This is a genomic window from Rahnella aquatilis CIP 78.65 = ATCC 33071, assembly GCF_000241955.1.
In the GTDB taxonomy this organism is placed as follows: Bacteria; Pseudomonadota; Gammaproteobacteria; order Enterobacterales; family Enterobacteriaceae; genus Rahnella; species Rahnella aquatilis.
Map to the genome: position 1 here is coordinate 2,850,174 of NC_016818.1, position 20,579 is coordinate 2,870,752.

Consider the following 20,579-nt stretch of genomic DNA (forward strand, 5'->3'; position numbering starts at 1 on the left):
ATCATTTCTCACCGAAAAAATTATTATTTTCAATATCCTGGAATGTAAATTCGTCATCATTTACAACCTCAGGCCATTCTGGAAAATCAAAGTTAAATTCAATTTTTATTTTCTCACCATTATTTTTAACTGCCTTTGATAATCCTTCAAGCAAAGTAATTGTTGGAAGATGTGAAGCAATATCACTATATGTTTTCTCTCCCTTGATCCATCGCAGAAATATTTCAGATTCAGAGCAGTAGGAAAATGATTTCCCGTAAGGCTTAACAATTTTTTCTTCCCTGAAAAATTCTTGTGTACCTGCAATATCCGCATTAGAACGAACCGTTACATGCCCAATATTTTTTCCTCTTAAATCTTGTTTATTAACACGGGCGCCAATAGGCGTTTTGACAACATTAGCATTAGCTGAGAATACTGTTGCCAAGCGAACATCAAGGTCTGTACAGTGTAATCTCCCATTTATATTGTATGGGACTTCAGGAAATGGGCCCCAGCTACGCATGCCTGGAGTTGTTTGTTCAAGAGATAATGTTCCTAAGCATATTACTTGATTAGTTTCCTTTAATTTTAGTGAACAAACCATAACGACATCATTTTCTCCATAAACATAATTTTCTTCAAGGTGTTCAAAGTCAGTAATATAATCAGTCAGTCTTGATGTTACGGAATTGGGTATTCTTATATTCTGGTCTGAGGGAAAGGTGCTAAATCCCGTAATTTCTAATAGCATATCTTTATTTGGAAATAGATTTTTATTCATCAATAAGAAACGTGCAAATATGTCAATGTAATGATATGAGCCATGCATGAGCATCCCATATCCAAACTTATAAGGATGGTCCTCTCTTAGCGAGTATTCGTAGGGTAAATTCCATACTCCAGAAGCAGTTTTTAAATGAATTGAAGTAATAGGAACACGTAGTCTATTCATCATGAACATAATATAATTACGTATTTTTTTATCATAAATTTCATGATGCCGCCCTAAGCATATTAAGCTATGCCGGTGAGCATTTTCACCTGCAAGTTCAATTAGCTCATGGACCTTTTCCACCAATTTTTCAGGTGCAAAGAGACCATCTTTCATTGGCAAGATCAATGGTTTAGTGCATAACGTGTCAAATCCCATTTTTATACAATATTTTAAGTACTCTTCGTGTGCTTGGGCTTCCGTAGCGATCACAACTTTTAATAAACCTTTATATTTACAACTTGTTTTTAAAAAATAATCATTTAACCATCCAATCCCATCTGAAATACTGTCTTGCAAAAAAACATCCGGAATAAATATAATATCTAACGGTTGAATAGAGACGCTTTCCAGTCTATTCATTACAACGTCTTTTTTAGATTCCTTATCAATTATGGTATAACCATCAATGTGTTCCCCTTCAACTGCCAGCTTAATAAATCTTGTGTATTTATATCCTGACACTGGACCAAACCCAATAATTATTAAATGACCTTTCATACTTTCCTCACATGTGTAAATAATATCATGGGAAATTACCGTTTATTGAAAACATCCCAAGTCCAATAAATCTCCAACAAAATAGTTCCACTCATCCGGTTCGAACCTAAGATTTCCGCCACATGGATACAATGTAAATTCGCCGAAATATACTCTCCCGTGGATATTATATAAATCCACCCTCAAGAAAGGAAAACCTTCACTAAGTGTTTTTGCGATAGACAACATTTCATTAAAATTTTTAGGTTTCAAAACGGGGCTAGTAACTGGCGCATAATTAGGGTTATGAAATGGCAAGGGATTCCAATTAATATCCAGATGCATTTGCACTCTAATATCATTTCTACCTGAATCGTATTTCACCAACTTTGGTTCGCCATTAAAACAGTAAACTTTATAATCATCAGGTATATCGCCATCAACTTCTAATAATTCCTCAATAATTAACAATGGTTTTTTGATTTGAGAATACGCCCATTCTCCATGCATTAAGTAATGATCATCTTGCAACCATTCTGAGGATTCATTTCTTGACTCGCTCCAGTTAAAAGTATCTTTGTTGAAACAGAATATATTTTTATTCCATGAATGATTTGCTTTTAAAACGAATTTTTTTGGCAAAGCATTTCTATTTACTTTGGATAGGTCATCACCAACCCAGTAACACTTTGGAAGATATTTTTCACCGACTTTGTTTTTTACGATCTCTCTAGCTTTATATTTGTCGACATAATCGCCAATATGACTTTCCCTAAAATTAATCTTAAGCCAATGCAACTTGGAGGATATGTCTTTAGGATTGCACAAATCCAAATCTCTTTTGTTATCAATTCTATATTCCATTTTAGATAAAGATATATCAATATTTTCATCTGGGAAAAGACTTTTAGCTATAGCTCTTTTCCTCTCTACTACATCATGTATCCCACGAAAATCATTTTGTGCAAGAGATAACCTTCTGTCAAAATTATTCATTTCAACTCCTAAAAATTAAAAATGTTTTCAATCAGCCATGTGAAAAAGTTTGTGTTACAACTTTATTTATATCTTCTATAGAACACACATTAATAATCTCAGTTTCAAGATCCAAACATCTATAATCACCTTTGCAATATAAACCTGTCGCGTGTAGCAAGACACTTTCATATTTTTTTATCAACCCTCGATCAATAGCATTTAACACTCCTGTAAATACCATGCTAAATGACCGTTCATAAATATCATAAAATGACTCCGGTAGGATTATGTCTACACTCGTTGATTCTAATAGTTTTTTTATTTCTTTGTGCCGCAATAAACACTCTTGCTCTGAAACGACGATACCGCCGCCTCCGTTATTCCGAATAATTTCCTTCATTTGTTTAGATGTAGTAGGTCTCAAACTATAGAAAGTTGTATCGAGCATTTCTTGTGTATCGCTTGTTACATAAGGAAAGTATGGTGTTTTATTTTGATAATATAAACAATCACTCTCTTGACTATATTCTGGCACGTTTTCTCTTGAAAAAGAGTCGTAATATAGATCAAGTACCATATCAGGATTATACAAATGTTGGACTAAAAAATATTTTTCTTTTAAATCCCTTTGTATTTTATTTTCTAACCATTTAATTCCATAATTATGCCCCAATAAGCCATAAGCACTTGATACAGCATGAGCCTGAATCCTTTCAGGGAAATATTTTATGAAATCCATCTCGATCATGGCTCTTAATGAATCTGCATAGATATAATTCTCAACAGTAAGTGTGAACCAGATGTTTCTACCCGAAGCAGAGATCTCCGCTCCATACCTTTTATTGAAGTCATTAACTAACTCTTTTACGGTTTTTTTTCCGTCAAATATTAAAACTGGATTTGATTTATTTAGATATATGTCATCGTTTAAACCTGACGCCCTTAATTTTTTTATTGAGTTGGCCGGAATAACACTCACTATATTTATTTTATCTGGATTTACCAATTTAAAACTTATGGCTCTTAATACAGCTTCTCGTAATGCCATTGCTTTATTTGCGGAGGATGGTGTTATTATTGTTACACCCTTACCACTACGGTTGATATATGCAACAACTCTAGCCACCATAATCAAAGAAGCAAAAATTTTGGTTGTCTGAGTTTCTTTGTTTTTTGTCATATTTAGAATTGTTATATTTACATTTTTATATTCATCAATCTCTGTCCATGAAACATCACTACAATTAAGAAAGTTTACCATCCTGTCATCGAGTGGAGGCAGTTCATAACCAGGATTAAAATCATCGTTTTGGACAGTTTGACGAAATTCATATTCACCTTTGAGTAAAATTTCTTTTATTTCATTATAATAGAATGCTAATGAATTATTTAAAGTCCCAGACTTTTTTACATCTAAAGAATACGGATTACGTTGCAGTTTATTGTTGCTCATCACATTACCCCCAAACTTTATAATCACATGGTAAATAACTAGTAAATAAATCGCTAATAGAACCATTTATTGTATCTTGTCGAAAAATTTCTGAAGCGTTCTCAAGTGTCTTGTTCATAAGACTATTACTTATTTCAAGATCAGGAATGCTCAACTTTGTCACCATTTTCATTATCGGAAAATAGAGAATATATAATACGTCTACTTTTTATAATCTAAATATCATTTGTGTTTGATAAATAATCAACCTGTCAGAATTGACAGGTTGATTATTTATCACTTTTCATTAAAAGATGAGTACGTTCAAACTTAAGGAACAGATATGAATATAGAGCTATGTACCATCAATGATCTAATTAAAAATGACTTTTTTTTCAAGTGCAGATGTGAAGTTTTTTCAAAACGGTTAAATTGGGACGTTATTGTCAATAATGGGAAAGAATATGATCAATATGATAACGAAAATGCAACCTATATTATAATTTTTAGCAATTATAATATCATAGCTAGCGTTAGATTAATTGAAACTAAGCACCCTCATCTTCTTACAGGTTCATTCAATAATTATTTCTCAAGCAAAAGTGACTCAACTATTGAGGCCACTCGTTTTTTTGTACGGAAAAACTTAACTAGCAGCAAGGAGCCAATTTGCCAAATATTATTTTCTTCCATGATTGAATATTGCATCACAAAGGGACATAGTTCAATCATGGCAATAGTAGGCAGCGGAATGAATAAATTATTAAACAAATATGGATGGACACATGAAATTATTGAAGAATGCATCATAGATGATAAAACTGCTTACTTAGTAAGTCTTCCTATATCATTAGACACTTGTAAAAAAATAAAAGTAAACGCATCAATAGACCCTTGTAAATACTTCATCCCTTCAGTTAAATAAGGCCATAAAGGGCGGCTTTTTTTAGGGCATACTTAGTGTTATTTGCATCAAGTTTTTTTAGTATATTAACCAAATGAAACCTAACTGTCCTTTCACTTATGCCGCATATCAATGAGGTCTCATTATACGTCTTACCTAACCCTAACCACCCTAATATTTCATGTTCCCTAAGTGTGAGTTTTATTTTCGAATTAATTTCGCCTGCGATATCCTCTTCAAAGCATTTCAAAAGTAACATTTGAATTTTTTCTTCTTTTTTTCTCATATCTATAAGAAAATCCCTACTATCATTGTAGTTACATATACTCAAGATAGAAAACACACTTTCACTACGATGCGCAACAAAGCATACTCCGCTTGATATTTCATATTTTTCAGACTGTTCGAATATATTGTCGTTTTCATTACCCTCTTTATTCCATAAGAAAGGAGTGATTTTATATTTTGCCTTTTTCACGACTGGGTCCAATTCATAATATTTATTTTTTAAATATATCTCCAACCATTCTGTGGGGTAGCTTGATATTAATTTAATGCTATTGTTGTTTTTATTTATACGGAGATATGCGTAGGACTCTATGCCACTGTCCTTCATTCCCTCTTTCATTAAGTGAACTAAAAAGCTTTCATTGTCATGAGATTCTATATTTACATCCTTATAGTAAGATTCACCTTTCATATGATCGCACCTCAAGTTATCAGTATGATCACTAATAACTAACTAACATTCTCAGAGCTTTCAATTACTTTTAATTATAAATTATTTCATAATATTTCATGTAAATGTTCTTACCTAAAAGCTTGGCCTTTAGCTCTTTATGTGCATTCCCCAAAAATTTCGCTAAGTTTGGTCACTCCCTGGTGCCATATGAAGATACTATTTGTAATTATTTTTAATAAAATTACACATTATGAATATCATACCTGCTGTGTTTGGATGTTTGTCCTTCATCTTACTTCTGTGATAAAACCTTACAGAGCTGCGGATAGACTCATTTTAGTAAAAAATTTATGATAAAACTATGGTTATGCATTAGAAAACTGTGCTCGAACGTGGCACATCCCATCCTTCAAGGTAAAATGCGATAAACCATCTCTGCCAAAAGTTTATATTAGGGATTATGTCCCTAAAACGTATCATTCTAATTATGCTCCGCCCTCTTCCTCTATGGAGTCGTATTATTCCCAAGCAATTTCTACTCCCGTCAAAGGACAATAACGTTGCATCACTTCCATCAATACATCTGGAACAGGTTAAAGAAAAACTGGCCGAAAATGTTCACAAATCTGCCTGCATATGAATGACGGTATGTTTCCCCGTTCAATCAAGATTGGCCCGGTAGCGTGACCTCGCTCGAATCGGAAATTGACGAATGGATCAATATTAAATTGGTCCGCTGCCAAATAGGCTGAAGGGAGAAAACGCAACAATTTTCCATCAATTAATTACACCGTATAAACCGATGTTCCGCATGTATTGAATGATGGCAATTTCTTTCACTGTGAACCGCTCGAATTCACTTGTGAGGAAATGAATGCCCTCAATCAACTGTCACTTTAGTGAGCTGTTGTTTATCATCAGCAGTTTTTGGCTGTGATGGTTCATCACGATGCATTGCTCCTTATCCTGGCAAAACCACATGAAGAGTTCTGCAGCAGCGGAAAATCAATCACGTCATTCGGCTGGGGGGCGATTGCTCTGCTGAATCGCTATTTTGGTCTCACATCCAATGAGGTCAGCCTACTTCGCCGGTTGCTTGATGTCGCCATCCCTTAGGTTTGATACCCATCCCAGATGAAGAGACTGATGCCCAAATGGCAAAAATGCCAATTGGCTAATCTCGAAACAGCCGATGCACTAAACGCTATGATGCAGGTCACCGTGATATTGTTCATACAGCCCGGTAATCCTCGCTCACTGTCATCTGGAACGGTATTACAACGCTGACTGAAATGAAAAAAGTAATACCCTCCGCATTATTACTCAGCGCCATGGCGTCATATTCAACTTCCGTCATGGCCGCTGACGCCTGTGAAGTGGTGTTATGCATGTACGGTAAAGCCACCGGTAACGGCGGCGGCAATGAATGCCATTCTGCTGAACGCACATTCTTTAATATCGTCAAAAAGAACAAGCACGGTTTTCTGCCGGACCATACCGCCGATGCCAGAAAATCATTTTTACTTGAATGTGACTCGGCAGCCCCGGCAATTATCAGCCAGATTATCAATAAATTCGGCCGCGTGCATGGTTAATTAGCGGAGGTTATCTTTATGACCAAACCGGGTTTTATTCAGCATCCCTGGACACATCAGCGTGGGGATTCCATGCGCGCAGCCTGCGTTATTGAGTACATTGAAAATGAGGCGATGCGTGGATGCGGCATTTATTATGAAATTTATCACTACCGGGTTATATGCCGGTTATTGCAATTACTGCAAACGCTGAACGCTACCGACAGAGTAACGCTGACAGAAGAAGCTAACCTACGTGGATTTACGCTGGATGAAACCAGCATTAAAGAAAGTCGTCAGTGTTATTCCGACATCATCAGGGAAATCCGTGAGAGCCACTATTAATCCCTGCCTTAGTTTTATTCGCAGGTCTCCTATAGTGCCAAAATATTTTAGCCGAGTCCGGCTTAAGGAGTGGCGGTTTTCAGGTTTTTACGGCCCGGCACATTTTTCGCGAATTAAGGAGTGAAAAATGCGGGCCGTAAAAATGAGGCAGCGGACAGAATTATTTTCGCGGGTTAAGGAGCGAAAATAGTTCAGGCGCCGCGCCTCACCGGCAAACAGCCGCGCCCACGCGGATTTTGCCGGCCGGGGGGAGCCGAATAAATTTCGCCGCCCCAGCGAGCGAAAAGCTGTCGCCCACGACAGCGGTTTATTTGGGGGGCATAGCCCCGCACACCGTCGCGGCTAAGTCTCCGGCCAAAAGCCGGTAGCGTGGCGCGACCACCCTCTTTAAAGGTCAGCTTCCCTTTTATTCCCGCTGCGAGGAACGAGCAAAGGGAATAAAAAGGCTAAAGCGACCGTCTTAAAGGGGGTGGTCGCGCGTAGCGGGCGACGGTGTGTCGCCGTTGACGTTGGGGGTTTTGGCACGGCGTCCAGCCGCGACATTACCCCCATGCGACAGGCAATAAGGGCGTCCAGCCCGCATGTAGTGGCGCACGCCGTTTAATGCAGGAAAGCATGCTTCCCTGCATATGGCCGCAACGCGGCCACCTTCTTTACCCCATACGCTCGCCCCGCCTTTTCGCCCAACACCGTTGGGCGAATTGATGGGGCGATGTCGTGGGGCGAACGGCTGACGAAGGAGGCATCGTGATTTTGAATAAGCTGGCCGTTTCACTGTCGCCGATAGTGAATGGCGCGCTGAGCTTCATTGCTTTTATGCAACAGCATCAGCTGATGCTGGCGCTGTTATCGGGGTTGACGATGCCGTTTTTCGCATCGATGAAAAGCGATGAACGGCAAAAAGCCCCGTTGTGGCAAAAGTTGATTATGGCTTTTTCCATGCTGTGTTTTCTTTCCGGTACGATGGCCCCGGTTGTTATCTGGATTTTCCAGTGGCTTTATAAAGGCCGTGTAGTCGCCAGCATTCCCGTTCTGGCATGGCCGGTGCTGATTGCCTTTACCGTAACGGGTTTTATTTTGCATATTCTGCTGCGCAGGGTATTAACCCCTGAATTAGACAAAATAAAGAAACGCCTCGTCATAAAGACAACGCTTGAACGGGAATTGCGCACCGATATCCGCACGGTGAAATCACTGCTGCCGGAAACACTGCATTATGACCCGCTGGATTATATCGACCTGAACAAAGGGTTATTTATCGGCATTGACCGCGATATTCATCCGATGTATTTGCCGTTAAAAGACTGGCAAAAACAACACGCGGATATTATCGGCACCACCGGGGCCGGCAAAGGGGTTGCCACCGGGATATTACTTTATCAAAGTATTCTGGCCGGTGAAGGCGTATTTGTGATGGACCCCAAGGATGATGAATGGGCTCCGCACCTTTACCGAAAAGCCTGTGAAGATGCCGGGAAGCCCTTTGCCTTAATTGACCTGAGGAAACAGGCATACCAGTTAAATCTGATTGAAGAAATCACCGCCGATGAGCTGGAAGAGCTTTTTGTTGCCGGTTTCAGCCTGGCGGAAAAAGGTCAGGAATCTGACTTTTATCGCATTGACGACCGGAAAGCGGCCCGGATAGCCGCGCAGTTTGTCACCCGTAATACTGCCTCAACCATTCGGGATGTTTATAACGGCGACTACGTTCAGGGTATTGCAGATAAGATAAAAGCCTTCTTCGGGAAAATTGAAGAGCTGGCCCTACTCAATGCCATTAATGCCCCCACCGGATTTTCGCTTAATAGGATATTTGATGAAGGGGGTTGCTGTTATGTGATTGGCTCAATGCGCAACAGCAAAATCATTACCGCTCAGCGCATGCTGCTGGTTCGCCTGTACCAGCTGGCAGAAAGGCGCGAGCGGGTGAAAGACGTCCCCCGCCCCATTGCTATTTATCTTTCCGAGCTGAAATACCATTTATCCAGACCGGCGCTAGAAGGCTTAGGCGCGGCACGCGATAAAGGCGTGCATATTATTATGGACCATCAGTCGATTGCCGATTTAAAAGACTGCCCGGCAGATTTGAAAGGTGACGCCGTTGTCGGCGCTGTCGTTGAAAACGCCAAATTCAAACTGGTTTATCGTGTCATGGATCCGGACACCGCTGAATGGGTGGCCAGAATGTCGGGTACTATATTAGTCGATGATGAGGTCCGCAAAGCGAAAATCGACGCCGTGCTGACAGAGACTATCGACAGTGAACGCACCATCAGGCAGGCCGAACGTTTCTTTACCGACAGCAATATGATCCTGAACCTCCCCGATTTTGTCAGCTTTATCTTTACGACGAGAACACTTCCCTCCGCCTCACTGATTTCCCCCATCAGGGTGAAAAAACGCGCACTGGAGATCTGCGCCGTGTCGCCCGCGATTGCCGCCAGCGCCGCAACGGTAAACATCACCCTGGATTTTAACGAGGAGGAAACTTCCCCCGGACCCGCATCAACACCGGATATCACCACAACGCGGCCCGATCTTTTTTTTGATGGGGCGGACAAAAAAGACACGACAACACAGAATACCGGTAAAGAGGAAAACCCGTCATTACTGGATTTTTAGTAGGGGGAATGATGCTGATCACCGCATATAGCGAACGCCAGACGCGACACCGCGAAAAAATACAACGACTGCTGAATTTCCTGAAAGAAGAAACGTACAGTGATTTTAAAACGCTGATGCTGCTGTTTGGCTTCAGAGATCATAAATCGCTGTATTCCCTGCTTTCAAAAGTCGAAGGCATGGGCTTAATACAAAAGCACGTCCTAGTATCGCGCACGATGAAAATTTCATTGTGGGGAATAACCAGTGACGGGATAGCCGTCGTGTTGACCCCCGACGATGCGCTTTTCCCGGCGCGGTTTGAGCCTTCAAAAATCACCGGCTGGACGCTGGAGCATCACCTTGATAATCAGGCGGCCCGGATCATCCTTGAGCAAAAAGGCGCATCCGGGTGGATAAACGGCGACCGCACAACCTTCCTAAGCCGTTATCAGACCAGTCACCGCCCTGACGGGCTGATTACCCTGCCCGGCGGCACCGTGATCGCCATTGAGACCGAGCGTCGCATGAAAACCAGAGCCCGTTATCAGTCGATTATCGCCAGCCATTTACTGGCCCGGACCCGTAAAGACTGGATTTACGTTTTTTATATCGTGCCGGACCCGCAGAAAAAACGCGGTCTTGAACGGCTCTTTGACAACATCAGGCACGTCATCGTTAACCATCAGCACATCCCGCTGGAAACCCGCCACCGAAATGTCTTCCGCATCTACACGCTCGACGAGTTGCAACGGCTGGATTTAGGCAACTGCATATAGTTGTTCTGTATCACCAACTGCCCCAACCAGCCCACCAGCAGCGCAACGACCGGAAGTAATGCCCTACCGAAATATTCCCCCATCATCAGAACAGACAGGAGTCCAGAATGAACAGAGAAACTGACAGACTTTCGGACGTACTAACCGAAATGAGCGCAAAAGCGCTGGTGACATGGATGACGCATTCCGCGTTAAAGGGCGTGCCACGTGAAGTATTACTGGTTCGCGGCAATGATTTTGTCTATGCCCTTCACGCAAATTTTGTGCTGCTGCGTGATGTTCTGTCAGAAACACTGGAAGATATTGAGCAGCAGAGTCATGGCCTCGAAGAAAAACTGGATAGTTTGGAACAGCGGCTGCAGACGCTTCAGAAAGATACTGATAATTTGTATTAACTCAGACTTGACCTGACACAACTACGACACAGGGCCAAACCTAATCTGACAGGCAGCTTTGTGCCATGAGCGGAAGTTGCTAACAACAGTCTGTGTGGAACAACGGGGTAGTAGATCATAATGCTTGAAGCTGAGGAGGAATGGATGAGCTTCGATTAGCTTTTGCCGCTGATTATCATCGGACCGTTCGGTGCCAGAAGCGAATTTCGCTTTGCACATCCCGCAATAAACTTAGAGACAGGCATGCCCAATCGATTGTATAAACATAGTCAGCCAACCCTCTAAATGGTACAGTTTTGCGTAGCATTATTACTTAATTATATTAACCAGCTAGTTAGAAATTGTTTGAGTTCCACAAAAAAATATAAGGGAGTTTTATTTTGGAATTAACACCTTTCTACATAGTGTCATACACATCAGATAGAATAATGTTACCTCTGCATGATGTGGCCGACGGTAAGTCAGGACCAAAAGTTTCAGTTATAATCGGACCGAATGGATCCGGAAAAAGTTCAGCAATCGCGAGTTTAGTAGATGAGTTGGAGGTGATGTACCTTCTGTTAACCTCATCTAAAGATAACTTTAAGAAATTACGCCATCCTAAACAAGCAGAAATTGAATTTAGATATGGCGGGGATATATTTAAAATTATGCGGGATGGATTAGTTCTTACCGCTTTAAAAAATGAAGTTACCATCGATATAGACCGAGATTCATTCCCAAAGCATGCATTAGCTGTAGCACATTTACCGACAGATAAATTTAGATTTTCTCGCAATGATGATAATTTATTTTATCGGTATTTAGGGTTGCGGCAAGCGACAAATATGGTAACTACAGGTGCTCTTGAAGCAAAAGTAATATCAAGTCTTCTTAATCAATCTCAATGTAGTAGTTATCATCAGGCACTTGAGGAATGGTTGAAAGTGCTTAATGTTGGAGGTGATTTCGAAATTGAATTTCGGGGTTTGAATACTGATGTATTCCACATGGGCGAAATTAAAGACCTCAATAGCATATCCAGACGCATTCAATATCGAAGCGTGGAAGACTATATTAATCATTTACAGGAAACCGTTGATGCTTCGATAACAGAATCAAGCATTACTATGTTCTTAAGCATTTTTGGTAAAATTTGTAAAGAGTTAGGGGAGGAAAACCTAGACTCCAAAGGCAAGAGAAAAAACTACATACTTCCCCTCAATTTGCTAATAGATGATAGCAAGATCGATAGCATATCTTGGGATCTAGGGGTGGAAATTATACGCAAACTTCGAATCTCTGACGAAATACGCCTAATTGTCAGCAAGAATGGGGAAAAAAAAGCATTTTCTGATCTAAGCTCAGGAGAACGCTGTGTCATTGGTACAGTGGCACGCTTGTTTGAATTCGCTACAGAAAGATGTGTAATTGCTATTGATGAACCCGAAGTGAGTTTACATCCCTCATGGCAGATAAAATATATACCCACACTAATGAAAGCAATGAAACATCTAAAGTCGGCACATGTTTTAATTGCAACTCACTCGCATTTTTTAGTTTCGGATGTGGATGAGTCTTCATCGCTTATTATAGCAAGTAACAATGATGTGGGGCAGATTCAGTTTGATAGATTTGATGGGGATGTTTATGGTAGGACTCCCGATAACATTCTCTATAGGGTATTTGGTGTTGGTGCTGCGACAAATTTCTACGTTGAGCATGATCTCTCCGAGGCCCTTCAAATTCTTTCCGAACCAGAAAATATGAATTTTGTTAAACTTAAAGAAATTAGAAGACGGCTTAATAGAGTTTCGGCAGATGATAATCCAGCTTTTAATGAAATATTAAATATTATAGATAAATCTTTGGAAGGGGTTAATGATGCTAAAAATTAATAACCCTGCAACTATCGACCCTGCCGTTCAGAGAAAACTGGATGATATTCCCGAAGTTGAACGCCCAATAAAATGGGATACTTCAAGAACTAATGCTATTAAAAACTTCAGAAATGAAATCATGACACATGGGTTAAAGGAGCAAGATAACAGATGTGCCTGGTGCACGCTTCCTGTTGGCGCAACTGGCAGAAGAACTGCTCATAGAGATCACATTGCTCCGAAGAAGCTTTATCCAAAATGGACATTTCATGCGAAAAATCTGGTTGTCGTATGCGAATACTGTAATGGTTTCGCTGTTAAATGCGACCTTGATACCGTTAAAACAGAAAAAGCAGCTTATGATGACATGGAGTTTTTTATAGTACATCCGTACCTTCACGACACCGAAAAACACATTCGATTCCGTGAAAAAGAAGGAAATGAACCAGGGGTTGTTGTTGAAGGAATTACTCCAGAAGGTATTTGGACGGTCAATCAACTCAAGCTTTATGAAGATGGATTAACAGTACTTCGTGCACAAGAACTAGTTTATTATCGCAAGATAAATAAACTCCCTCATCACTTCCAAATTCTTCTAAATAAAGCGACTGGCCGTGAGTAACATATGAAGTTCAGGCTAATAGTATTAGTTAGCCAACATTGATGTCCGCTCTTCGCTCACAGCGGACACCGCCCTGCTTGCCAGTCTGCTTCGTGCCATGAGCGGAAGTTGAAGGACTTATGGTAAAACGGTTGTATTAGGGGGTGAGCCTGACAGATTGTTATTCAACACGTATCACATCAGGATGACGCTCTGTTGCTGCTTCATGGAAAATATCGCCCAGCCAGCCAATGATCTCGTCTTCTGCCATACTGTCCGGAATAGTAATATTGTAAAGTCGGGAAAGTTTTCGCTCTGTCAGGTCTGCGCGAAATATCAGTAGCGATCATCTTCGCGCTTGATCCCAATGTGTCGTCCCAATACGTTGTAAATCAACATTATTGTTTGTGCCATTCGGCATGGGTCAGTGTAAACAGCATGCTGGCTGGAGCATTTTCCACATCATGAATGTCACGTACATACCTTAGTCCGGCATTCGTTAGGACTTTCTGTGACGCCAGGTGATTTGCTCTTACTGTGGCAGATATATCAGGCAGTTTGAGCTCATTAAACCCATAGCTGACCGCATAGTTAGCAAACTCTGTCGCCAGGCCTTTTCCCCATGACTCAGTGGAGAAACGATATCCCAAGTTATTGATAGAAATATCGGCATAACTGCGGATGTTTAGCCCGCCAAAACCGATAATCCTTTCAGGATTCTCTTTTAACGAGATAGCCCAGTTTCCGAAACCGTAATCTTCCCAGTGTTTAAGCCATCGAGCCAAGACATCACGAGCATAATCAATATCAGGATACGGTCCTGCAGGATTAAACGTATTTGTGGCAGGGTCGCCATAAATTCTGAAAAGATCATCTCCGTCTGAGTTGATTACAGGGCGAAGATGCAGTCGAGAGGTAGTTATCGGCAAAATGTCTCCTGAGTTTTTGATTCATTCAATGAGTTATCTTGCTGTTTTTATAACCAAAACCCTTCAGATTCACAACAGGGATGTTATGCTTAAAATGATGAAAATATTTAGTAGTCCTCAGTAAACGTCTGCTGTTCGCTCTCAGCTGACTTTGGGCTTAGTTTGCTTGTCCGCTCATGCCATGAGCGGACAAGCAAAGATGCTCCTTGGGAAAATGTTTAAATTATCTCTTTAAACCAATTATTTAAATTAATATTTTTTCTAAGAAACCTTGAAAACATCTGTTTTTTAGATGTAATATCAGGTTTAGCATATTATCAAAGTAAATTATAAGTTTAAATAACATGAGCCAACCATTATGATTTTATCTTCATTCAAAGCTAAAGGAATCATTCAATGAATCCCGAACTTAATTTAGCCTGCAATATAAGGATTTTAGAGTCAAATGAAAAGTATAAGTACATTGCAAGTTATTTGTTTTTCTACTCCTTATTAATTTCAATACGACAGAATCATGAAAAACTTATCTGTGACTTGTCAGATTTACAAGATTTAAATTTCAAAACCGATAAAACCAACATTTTAGATAAAAAAGTTAGAGTGCAGAACTCTTTGTTAAACCTTTTGAATTCCCATAAATTCTTCATTGACATTTTGGAACGGGAATATAAAAAAACAGAGCCTAAAATGTACCGGCGTTTTAAGACTGTCGCTGCTTATCATTATGATAATGATTTTAATTATCGTATGTTCGAGGCTTTAAGAAATTATTGCCAGCACGCTAACATAATACCCATGGATATTTTTTCTAATTTCGAAGGTATGAGCTATATATTTATAAATAAGCAAGAACTTGGTAAGGATATTAAAATAAAAAAGAAGATTAAAGGCGAGATTGACTCCCCTCATCCTATCGAGTTAAATTCTATCGTTGTTGAATGGACAGATACTGCCTCGCATATACATGAACTCGTTTTGGATTATTTTGCATACAAAGCAAAGCCAGTTGTTGATGATTACCTAGGTCAACTAGGGATGAATACACTCTCAATAAGTTCAGATCCTGACGTAATGGAAGCCCTTCGTTCAGTCGAGTTGAAAATTATTAAAAAGAACATTTTATTCCCAGTTTTGCCTGACCCCAGAATAGCTGTAAATAGTATTCATGAAAGACTAAAAACTTCAGAACACGTAGAGAGATACTTAAGAATGCAGAAAATCTATCTTAGTAACCGATCTGCTAAAAATTCAAAGCGACATCTAAGTAAATTAGGCGCCGATTTTGAATTTCCGAGATTTGACACATTGTTTTTTAAAAACATAAATAAATGGTTAAATGGTGAGGATCCTTTTTAATTAAAACATTACACGTTCTAAGTTTATAAGAACACCACCATAAAGCCATGGAAGAATTATGAGCTACAAACAGCCACTAATTAATATAAACATATTTTTTAATGGATTAGTCTTGGAAGACAGTGTGGCTACGTCCGCCTTTCGCTCATAGCAGACCTCGCCACGCTTCGGGCAGTCCGCTACGTGCCAAATATAGTCATTCGAACCCTGAGGGTTACACTTTTAAGTGATTCAGGGTATGCGCTTACTGGTTACGAATATTGTGCCAGAATCATGTGATTTGATGATTGCCGCTTTGCTTTCGAGCCAGTAAGTGCTCCACGTTCGCTAACGAATACTCAGGGCATGCAGATAAACTGCTGACTATATTTCTTTCGAAGGGCGTGGAATGCATACCAATCCCCGGTTAAAAGGAGTTGGTGATGACTGCTATAGATCAGTTTGCTGCTCATGTTGGTTTGGACTGGGCGGATAAAAAGCACGATGTCTGCGTTCAGTTTAAAAACGGTGAGCGCACATTCCATGTGATTAACCATACGCCGGAAGCGCTTGATACCTGGCTCAATGAGTTGCACCAGAAGGTCAAAGGCAGGATCGCTATCGCCCTTGAACTGAAGAAAGGTCCGGTAGTATATGCTCTCCAGAAATACCCCTTTATTACTGTCTTTCCTGTACACGCGTTATCATTGGCCCGCTATCGGCAGACCTTCTGGCCAAGTGGTGCGAAGGATGATCCTCAGGATGCCGAGTTGGCGTTAGATCTGATGCTTCGCTATCCCCAAAAGATAAAAGCCATCGAATCCGACAATGCTGATATCCGTTTACTTCTACAACTAGTCGAGCAGCGTAGGCTGCTGGTAGAAGACAAACGCCGCTTTGTTAATCGGCTCATTAACACGCTTAAGCAGTATTATCCTCAACCCCTGGAATGGTTCTCGCATCGGGACAGTTCATTGTTCTGTGAGCTCATAATCCGCTGGCCAAGCCTGCAACAGCTCAAACGTGCCCGGAGTGATACCGTCCGTCATTTTATGAACGCAAGAGGTGGTCCCGCTGTTGCGTATACAGAACAGCGGGTCACAAGCATTGCCAACGCGATTCCCTTGACCACTGATAAAAGTGTCATCGAGGCGAACGCGCTAATGGCAACAGCTCTTGCATCACAAATCAAACTTGTAGGTGAACTTATCAGAACCTACGACGAACGAATCGAATCGTTATTCGATAAGCTTCCGGATGCAGAGCTGTTCAAATCACTACCGGGCATGGGGCCGTGTATGGGCCCACGTATGCTTGCCGCACTGGGTGATAACCGCGACCGCTTCAACAGCGCTGAGGAAATTCAAAACTACGCAGGTATTGCACCGGTGACTGAACGAAGTGGCCAGAAATCCTGGGTTCACTGGCGATGGCAGTGTGCCAAGTTCGTCAGGCAAACCTTTGTCGAATGGGCCGCCAAAACGGTTAACTCATCATACTGGGCCAAGCTGTATTATCAGAGGATGCGAGAAAAAGGAAAATCTCATCAATCAGCGATCCGGGCTCTGGCATTCAAATGGATAAGGATTATTTACCGCTGCTGGAAGACCAGAACCCGTTATGACGAAGCGAAATATTTGCTGGCACTGGAAGCGCGAAAATCGCCTTTACTAATGCTGTAGAAAGCTTGTCGAATGTCTCAGGGCGTGAAGCGGACTTTGCAAATATCACTGTTTTAATTAGAGGATAACAGGTCATAATATGTGGGCCTCATTGACTGCGTTCCATCAATTCAAGCGTCTGACCATCAGGGCTTTGTAAATATATTACTCTGGTTCCCTGCATGGGGCCTGACAACACTGTCTGAGGTTTACCCGGCGTCTTCCAGCCGTAGTCCGATACTTTGCCCAAGAGCGTATCAAGATCCTCAACTATAAAAGCAAGGTGAGCGTAGCCTGGGATATAGGGCGCTGAAGGTTCTTCTGGCTGCTCAATGTTATTGTATTGTAGTAATTCAATTTGAATATCAGCCAGTTCAAGCAAAGCCATTCGTACATCAGCTCCCCTTGCACCTGTTACCTCATCGATTATAGGTCCAGACATTTTTCCTTCACGTAATAATTTACCTCCAAGAATCTGAGTCCAAAATAATAATGAGTCTTCAATGTTTTTAACTGAAAAACCAACGTGATTAACACTTAAGATCATGCAATTACCTGCTGAGTTTTGAAAATTCATCATCCAACTATATAGAAAGCCTGCTTTATTTCTACACGATAAATGCGCTGACCTGCCCCCAGGATTAGATACAACCGTCAGTTAGTAATGTCGGTTTGTTTACCTTCACATTTTCCATTTCGCCACCGTGCTGCAAACTCTGATGGCGTCAGATAATTCAGTGCCGAATGTGGACGACACTCGTTATAATCCTGCCTCCAGTCGTTAATGGTTTTCCTGGCGTGAACGATATCGCTGAACCAGTGTTCGTTCAGACACTCATCGCGAAAGCGTCCGTTAAAACTCTCAATAAATCCGTTCTGCGTTGGCTTACCTGGCTGGATAAGCCGTAGTTCCACACCATGCTCAAAGGCCCATTGATCGAGCGCGCGGCAGGTAAATTCCGGGCCCTGATCGGTTCTTATTGTCGCCGGATAGCCCCGAAACAACGCGATGCTGTCCAGAATACGCGTGACCTGAACGCCTGAAATACCGAAAGCAGCGGTGATCGTCAGACACTCCTTCGTGAAATCATCCACACAGGTCAGGCACTTGATCCTGCGACCGTTGACCAGTGCGTCCATAACGAAATCCATCGACCATGTAAGGTTCGGCGCATCCGGGCGAAGAAGCGGAAACCGTTCGGTCGCCAGCCCTTTACGGCGTCGTCTGCGTTTTACGCTCAGTCCATTAAGGTGGTAAATACGGTATACCCGCTTGTGATTGACGTGAAGGCCCTCCCTACGCAGCAACTGCCAGATACGCCGATAACCAAAACGTCTGCGTTCAAGCGCCAGCTCAGTAATACGCCCTGATAAATGTGCATCAGCAGCCGGACGCTGAGCATCATAACGGCAGGTCGACAGGGACAAACCTGTAAGCCTGCAGGCACGACGTTGCGACAGACCGGTCGCATCACACATCAACATCACGGCTTCCCGCTTCTGGTCTGTCGTCAGTACTTTCGCCCCAGAGCCACCTGAAGCGCCTCCTTATCCAGCATGGCTTCGGCAAGCAGCTTCTTGAGCCTGGCGTTCTCTTCCTCAAGCGACTTCAGGCGCTTAACCTCGGGCACCTCCATACCGCCATACTTCTTACGCCAGGTGTAAAAGGTGGCGTCGGAAATGGCGTGCTTACGGCAGAGCTCACGGGCAGAAACCCCGGCTTCAGCCTCGCGGAGGATACTGATGATCTGTTCGTCGGAAAAACGCTTCTTCATGGGGATGTCCTCATGTGGCTTATGAAGACATTACTAACATCGTGGTGTATTAATCAACGGGGAGCAGGTCAATGTCCAGTTGGCATGAGTTATTTCAGTAAATAATCGAACTTCTCTTCCCAATTAAAACTCAGATCTTGCAGTTTTACCCTCTCAAAAACCTCGATAATTTTATCGAAATAATTGCCAAGACCCACCTTGGATAGCTCGGAACTCAACCATATTATTTTTACTGGTCTTTCAATATCAGTGCTAAGGCGATCCCACAATGCATCAAGATTTCTGCCATAGTAAGGTCCAAAGTTTAAAGATAAAGAAATAATAGAATGAAATTCTTTTTCAGATAGGACGCATGCTCCATCCAAATAAAATTCATTAACACTCATTTTCTGTTCACTCACTTTGACGTTCTACCCGTTAATTAACACACAAAAATGCAAGTGATTTCCACCTTAACGGCTTTAACAATTGCGAACTTCCGCTGTTCGCTCACAGCGGACACCGCCCTGCTTGCCAGTCTGCTTCGTGCCAAAAGCGGAAGTCACGAACAGTAAAGTGCGTTAATCAAAGGGATGCAGGTCAATCACTCAACTCGACGCTGCTTTAATATTTTGCCTATTTCGTTCACTGCCGCCTGCTCTTCTTTTTGGAACGTATTTGGTTCAATGGTCGCAATCAAAGATTGATAACCTAAAAATGCGGAAACAGCTCCCATCAATATCGTAATAAGATCAGTCTTTCCGTTGTACATAGCCCAGATAGCCGCAGCGAAAGCTAACAAAACGGTAAGAGCATAGAACGGCTTCAAGCGCTGGATTTTCTTTCGTTGTTCAATTTTGATGTTTTCAGCTCTAAAGGGACGGTCAGCCAGTAATTCTTCGTTTGTGCAATAAATATAGAGTTTAAACTCACTTTTAGAATTATCATTTACATTAAAATCCCCGCTAACGTTTATGTCACCGCCATTGTTAAAGTCTCTCAATTTTAACTCCATACTGTAACATTCCACGATTGAATGCTAACAATTTAATAGATGGTGCCTCACCCGTAAGTGATGCACTCCCCACCTTCTTTTCTGATCATTACTCATACCAAATTAACGTCGATATACATCTTTTTCAACATGTTTTCCTGAAATAGCCAATACGTCTCCCGATAAAATTTATACATAGAGTATAAGTATTCCGCTTAGCGGCCGCGTCAGAATCAGCGGTATTTTTGAAAACTCTTCGTATTCTCATTTGATTTTATCTAGGCTGCTCATTAACACCGTCAT

General features: G+C 41.4%; 19 protein-coding genes and 3 pseudogenes. 12 read left to right on the top strand and 10 right to left on the bottom strand.

The genetic code is table 11. The features are described 5' to 3' along the window. Position 1: 1 nt before the first annotated feature. Genes RAHAQ2_RS12865 through RAHAQ2_RS12875 form a run of 3 tightly spaced genes read right to left on the bottom strand, consistent with a single transcriptional unit; the run spans position 2 to position 3,884 of the window. Positions 2–1,474 carry a Gfo/Idh/MocA family oxidoreductase gene (locus RAHAQ2_RS12865; protein ID WP_015697653.1) on the bottom strand — a complete coding sequence of 491 codons (1,473 nt, stop codon included), beginning with the start codon at positions 1,472–1,474 and terminating at the stop codon, positions 2–4. Between the two features lie 42 nt (positions 1,475–1,516). Next, a complete protein-coding gene (locus RAHAQ2_RS12870; RefSeq protein WP_015697654.1) occupies positions 1,517–2,449 on the bottom strand; it encodes an ATP-grasp fold amidoligase family protein in 933 nt (310 codons plus the stop codon). Positions 2,450–2,480: 31 nt separating this feature from the next. Further along, positions 2,481–3,884, bottom strand: coding sequence for a DUF6002 family protein (locus RAHAQ2_RS12875; RefSeq protein WP_129990859.1), 1,404 nt, complete (start codon positions 3,882–3,884; stop codon positions 2,481–2,483). Between the two features lie 322 nt (positions 3,885–4,206). Between RAHAQ2_RS12875 and RAHAQ2_RS12880 the strand changes: the two genes are divergently transcribed. Then, on the top strand, positions 4,207–4,788 hold the full coding sequence (locus tag RAHAQ2_RS12880; protein WP_015697656.1) for an acyl-homoserine-lactone synthase: 582 nt from the start codon (positions 4,207–4,209) through the stop codon (positions 4,786–4,788). Here RAHAQ2_RS12880 and RAHAQ2_RS12885 read toward each other — a convergent pair. After that, complete coding sequence (locus RAHAQ2_RS12885; protein ID WP_015697657.1) at positions 4,781–5,467, bottom strand: autoinducer binding domain-containing protein; 687 nt, start codon at positions 5,465–5,467, stop codon at positions 4,781–4,783. The two genes, RAHAQ2_RS12880 and RAHAQ2_RS12885, sit on opposite strands and share 8 nt — an antisense overlap. Positions 5,468–6,046: 579 nt before the next feature. Here RAHAQ2_RS12885 and RAHAQ2_RS25970 point away from each other — a divergent pair. The 9 genes and pseudogenes from RAHAQ2_RS25970 to RAHAQ2_RS12920 form a co-directional block, all read left to right on the top strand. Next, positions 6,047–6,201: pseudogene (locus tag RAHAQ2_RS25970) on the top strand (AlpA family phage regulatory protein); the annotation flags it as partial. 64 nt (positions 6,202–6,265) lie between these two features. Further along, positions 6,266–6,729 (top strand): annotated as a pseudogene (locus RAHAQ2_RS26205) (DUF2857 domain-containing protein); the annotation flags it as partial. 12 nt (positions 6,730–6,741) lie between these two features. Beyond that, positions 6,742–7,044, top strand: coding sequence for a TrbM/KikA/MpfK family conjugal transfer protein (locus RAHAQ2_RS12890; protein WP_015697658.1), 303 nt, complete (start codon positions 6,742–6,744; stop codon positions 7,042–7,044). An 18-nt stretch (positions 7,045–7,062) separates the two neighbouring features. Further along, positions 7,063–7,368 (top strand): hypothetical protein, encoded by a 306-nt coding sequence (locus tag RAHAQ2_RS12895; protein WP_015697659.1) that lies wholly within the window; start codon positions 7,063–7,065, stop codon positions 7,366–7,368. A gap of 747 nt (positions 7,369–8,115) precedes the next feature. Further along, entirely contained in the window at positions 8,116–9,990 is a 1,875-nt protein-coding gene (locus RAHAQ2_RS12900) for a type IV secretory system conjugative DNA transfer family protein (RefSeq protein ID WP_015697660.1), read from the top strand. An 11-nt stretch (positions 9,991–10,001) separates the two neighbouring features. Then, on the top strand, positions 10,002–10,748 hold the full coding sequence (gene mobC, locus RAHAQ2_RS12905; RefSeq protein WP_037039693.1) for a MobC family replication-relaxation protein: 747 nt from the start codon (positions 10,002–10,004) through the stop codon (positions 10,746–10,748). A gap of 107 nt (positions 10,749–10,855) precedes the next feature. Further along, positions 10,856–11,143: a hypothetical protein gene (locus RAHAQ2_RS12910; protein ID WP_015697662.1), complete on the top strand. Its 288-nt coding sequence runs from the start codon at positions 10,856–10,858 to the stop codon at positions 11,141–11,143. 380 nt (positions 11,144–11,523) lie between these two features. Beyond that, on the top strand, positions 11,524–13,020 hold the full coding sequence (locus RAHAQ2_RS12915) for an AAA family ATPase (protein WP_015697663.1): 1,497 nt from the start codon (positions 11,524–11,526) through the stop codon (positions 13,018–13,020). Further along, positions 13,004–13,624 carry an HNH endonuclease family protein gene (locus RAHAQ2_RS12920; RefSeq protein WP_015697664.1) on the top strand — a complete coding sequence of 207 codons (621 nt, stop codon included), beginning with the start codon at positions 13,004–13,006 and terminating at the stop codon, positions 13,622–13,624. Before RAHAQ2_RS12915 ends, RAHAQ2_RS12920 begins: the two co-directional genes overlap by 17 nt. Positions 13,625–13,784: 160 nt before the next feature. On the opposite strand, the pseudogene RAHAQ2_RS12925 reads toward RAHAQ2_RS12920, so the two are convergent. Together RAHAQ2_RS12925 and RAHAQ2_RS12930 are read right to left on the bottom strand one after the other, a co-directional pair. Continuing rightward, positions 13,785–14,002: pseudogene (locus tag RAHAQ2_RS12925) on the bottom strand (DUF7661 family protein). Continuing rightward, entirely contained in the window at positions 14,002–14,532 is a 531-nt protein-coding gene (locus tag RAHAQ2_RS12930; protein WP_015697665.1) for a GNAT family N-acetyltransferase, read from the bottom strand. The pseudogene RAHAQ2_RS12925 and the gene RAHAQ2_RS12930 overlap by 1 nt, the downstream one beginning before the upstream one ends. 396 nt (positions 14,533–14,928) lie before the next feature. Between RAHAQ2_RS12930 and RAHAQ2_RS12935 the strand changes: the two genes are divergently transcribed. After that, a complete protein-coding gene (locus tag RAHAQ2_RS12935) occupies positions 14,929–15,888 on the top strand; it encodes a hypothetical protein (protein WP_015697666.1) in 960 nt (319 codons plus the stop codon). 422 nt (positions 15,889–16,310) lie between these two features. Beyond that, on the top strand, positions 16,311–17,549 hold the full coding sequence (locus RAHAQ2_RS12940; protein ID WP_015697667.1) for an IS110 family RNA-guided transposase: 1,239 nt from the start codon (positions 16,311–16,313) through the stop codon (positions 17,547–17,549). Between the two features lie 88 nt (positions 17,550–17,637). Here the strand turns inward: RAHAQ2_RS12940 and RAHAQ2_RS12945 are convergent, their stop codons facing one another. From RAHAQ2_RS12945 to RAHAQ2_RS12965, 4 genes are all read right to left on the bottom strand, one after another. After that, a complete protein-coding gene (locus tag RAHAQ2_RS12945; protein WP_015697668.1) occupies positions 17,638–18,075 on the bottom strand; it encodes a VOC family protein in 438 nt (145 codons plus the stop codon). A gap of 107 nt (positions 18,076–18,182) precedes the next feature. After that, a protein-coding gene (locus tag RAHAQ2_RS12950) for an IS3-like element ISRaq1 family transposase (protein ID WP_119261136.1) occupies positions 18,183–19,303 on the bottom strand; the annotation gives its coding sequence in 2 pieces (ribosomal slippage) (positions 18,183–19,045 and positions 19,045–19,303; 1,122 coding nt in all). Positions 19,304–19,392: 89 nt separating this feature from the next. After that, entirely contained in the window at positions 19,393–19,704 is a 312-nt protein-coding gene (locus RAHAQ2_RS12960; RefSeq protein ID WP_238532032.1) for a barstar family protein, read from the bottom strand. A gap of 182 nt (positions 19,705–19,886) precedes the next feature. Next, positions 19,887–20,297 carry a hypothetical protein gene (locus RAHAQ2_RS12965; RefSeq protein ID WP_015697671.1) on the bottom strand — a complete coding sequence of 137 codons (411 nt, stop codon included), beginning with the start codon at positions 20,295–20,297 and terminating at the stop codon, positions 19,887–19,889. Between the last annotated feature and the right edge of the window lie 282 nt (positions 20,298–20,579).

Coding starts and splice junctions, on each gene's coding strand:
- RAHAQ2_RS12865 (WP_015697653.1), bottom strand. CDS start 1,474: ATGAAAGGTCATTTAATAATTATTGGGTTTGGTCCAGTGTCAGGATAT.
- RAHAQ2_RS12870 (WP_015697654.1), bottom strand. CDS start 2,449: ATGAATAATTTTGACAGAAGGTTATCTCTTGCACAAAATGATTTTCGT.
- RAHAQ2_RS12875 (WP_129990859.1), bottom strand. CDS start 3,884: ATGAGCAACAATAAACTGCAACGTAATCCGTATTCTTTAGATGTAAAA.
- RAHAQ2_RS12880 (WP_015697656.1), top strand. CDS start 4,207: ATGAATATAGAGCTATGTACCATCAATGATCTAATTAAAAATGACTTT.
- RAHAQ2_RS12885 (WP_015697657.1), bottom strand. CDS start 5,467: ATGAAAGGTGAATCTTACTATAAGGATGTAAATATAGAATCTCATGAC.
- RAHAQ2_RS12890 (WP_015697658.1), top strand. CDS start 6,742: ATGAAAAAAGTAATACCCTCCGCATTATTACTCAGCGCCATGGCGTCA.
- RAHAQ2_RS12895 (WP_015697659.1), top strand. CDS start 7,063: ATGACCAAACCGGGTTTTATTCAGCATCCCTGGACACATCAGCGTGGG.
- mobC (WP_037039693.1), top strand. CDS start 10,002: ATGCTGATCACCGCATATAGCGAACGCCAGACGCGACACCGCGAAAAA.
- RAHAQ2_RS12910 (WP_015697662.1), top strand. CDS start 10,856: ATGAACAGAGAAACTGACAGACTTTCGGACGTACTAACCGAAATGAGC.
- RAHAQ2_RS12920 (WP_015697664.1), top strand. CDS start 13,004: ATGATGCTAAAAATTAATAACCCTGCAACTATCGACCCTGCCGTTCAG.
- RAHAQ2_RS12935 (WP_015697666.1), top strand. CDS start 14,929: ATGAATCCCGAACTTAATTTAGCCTGCAATATAAGGATTTTAGAGTCA.
- RAHAQ2_RS12940 (WP_015697667.1), top strand. CDS start 16,311: ATGACTGCTATAGATCAGTTTGCTGCTCATGTTGGTTTGGACTGGGCG.
- RAHAQ2_RS12945 (WP_015697668.1), bottom strand. CDS start 18,075: ATGATCTTAAGTGTTAATCACGTTGGTTTTTCAGTTAAAAACATTGAA.
- RAHAQ2_RS12965 (WP_015697671.1), bottom strand. CDS start 20,297: ATGGAGTTAAAATTGAGAGACTTTAACAATGGCGGTGACATAAACGTT.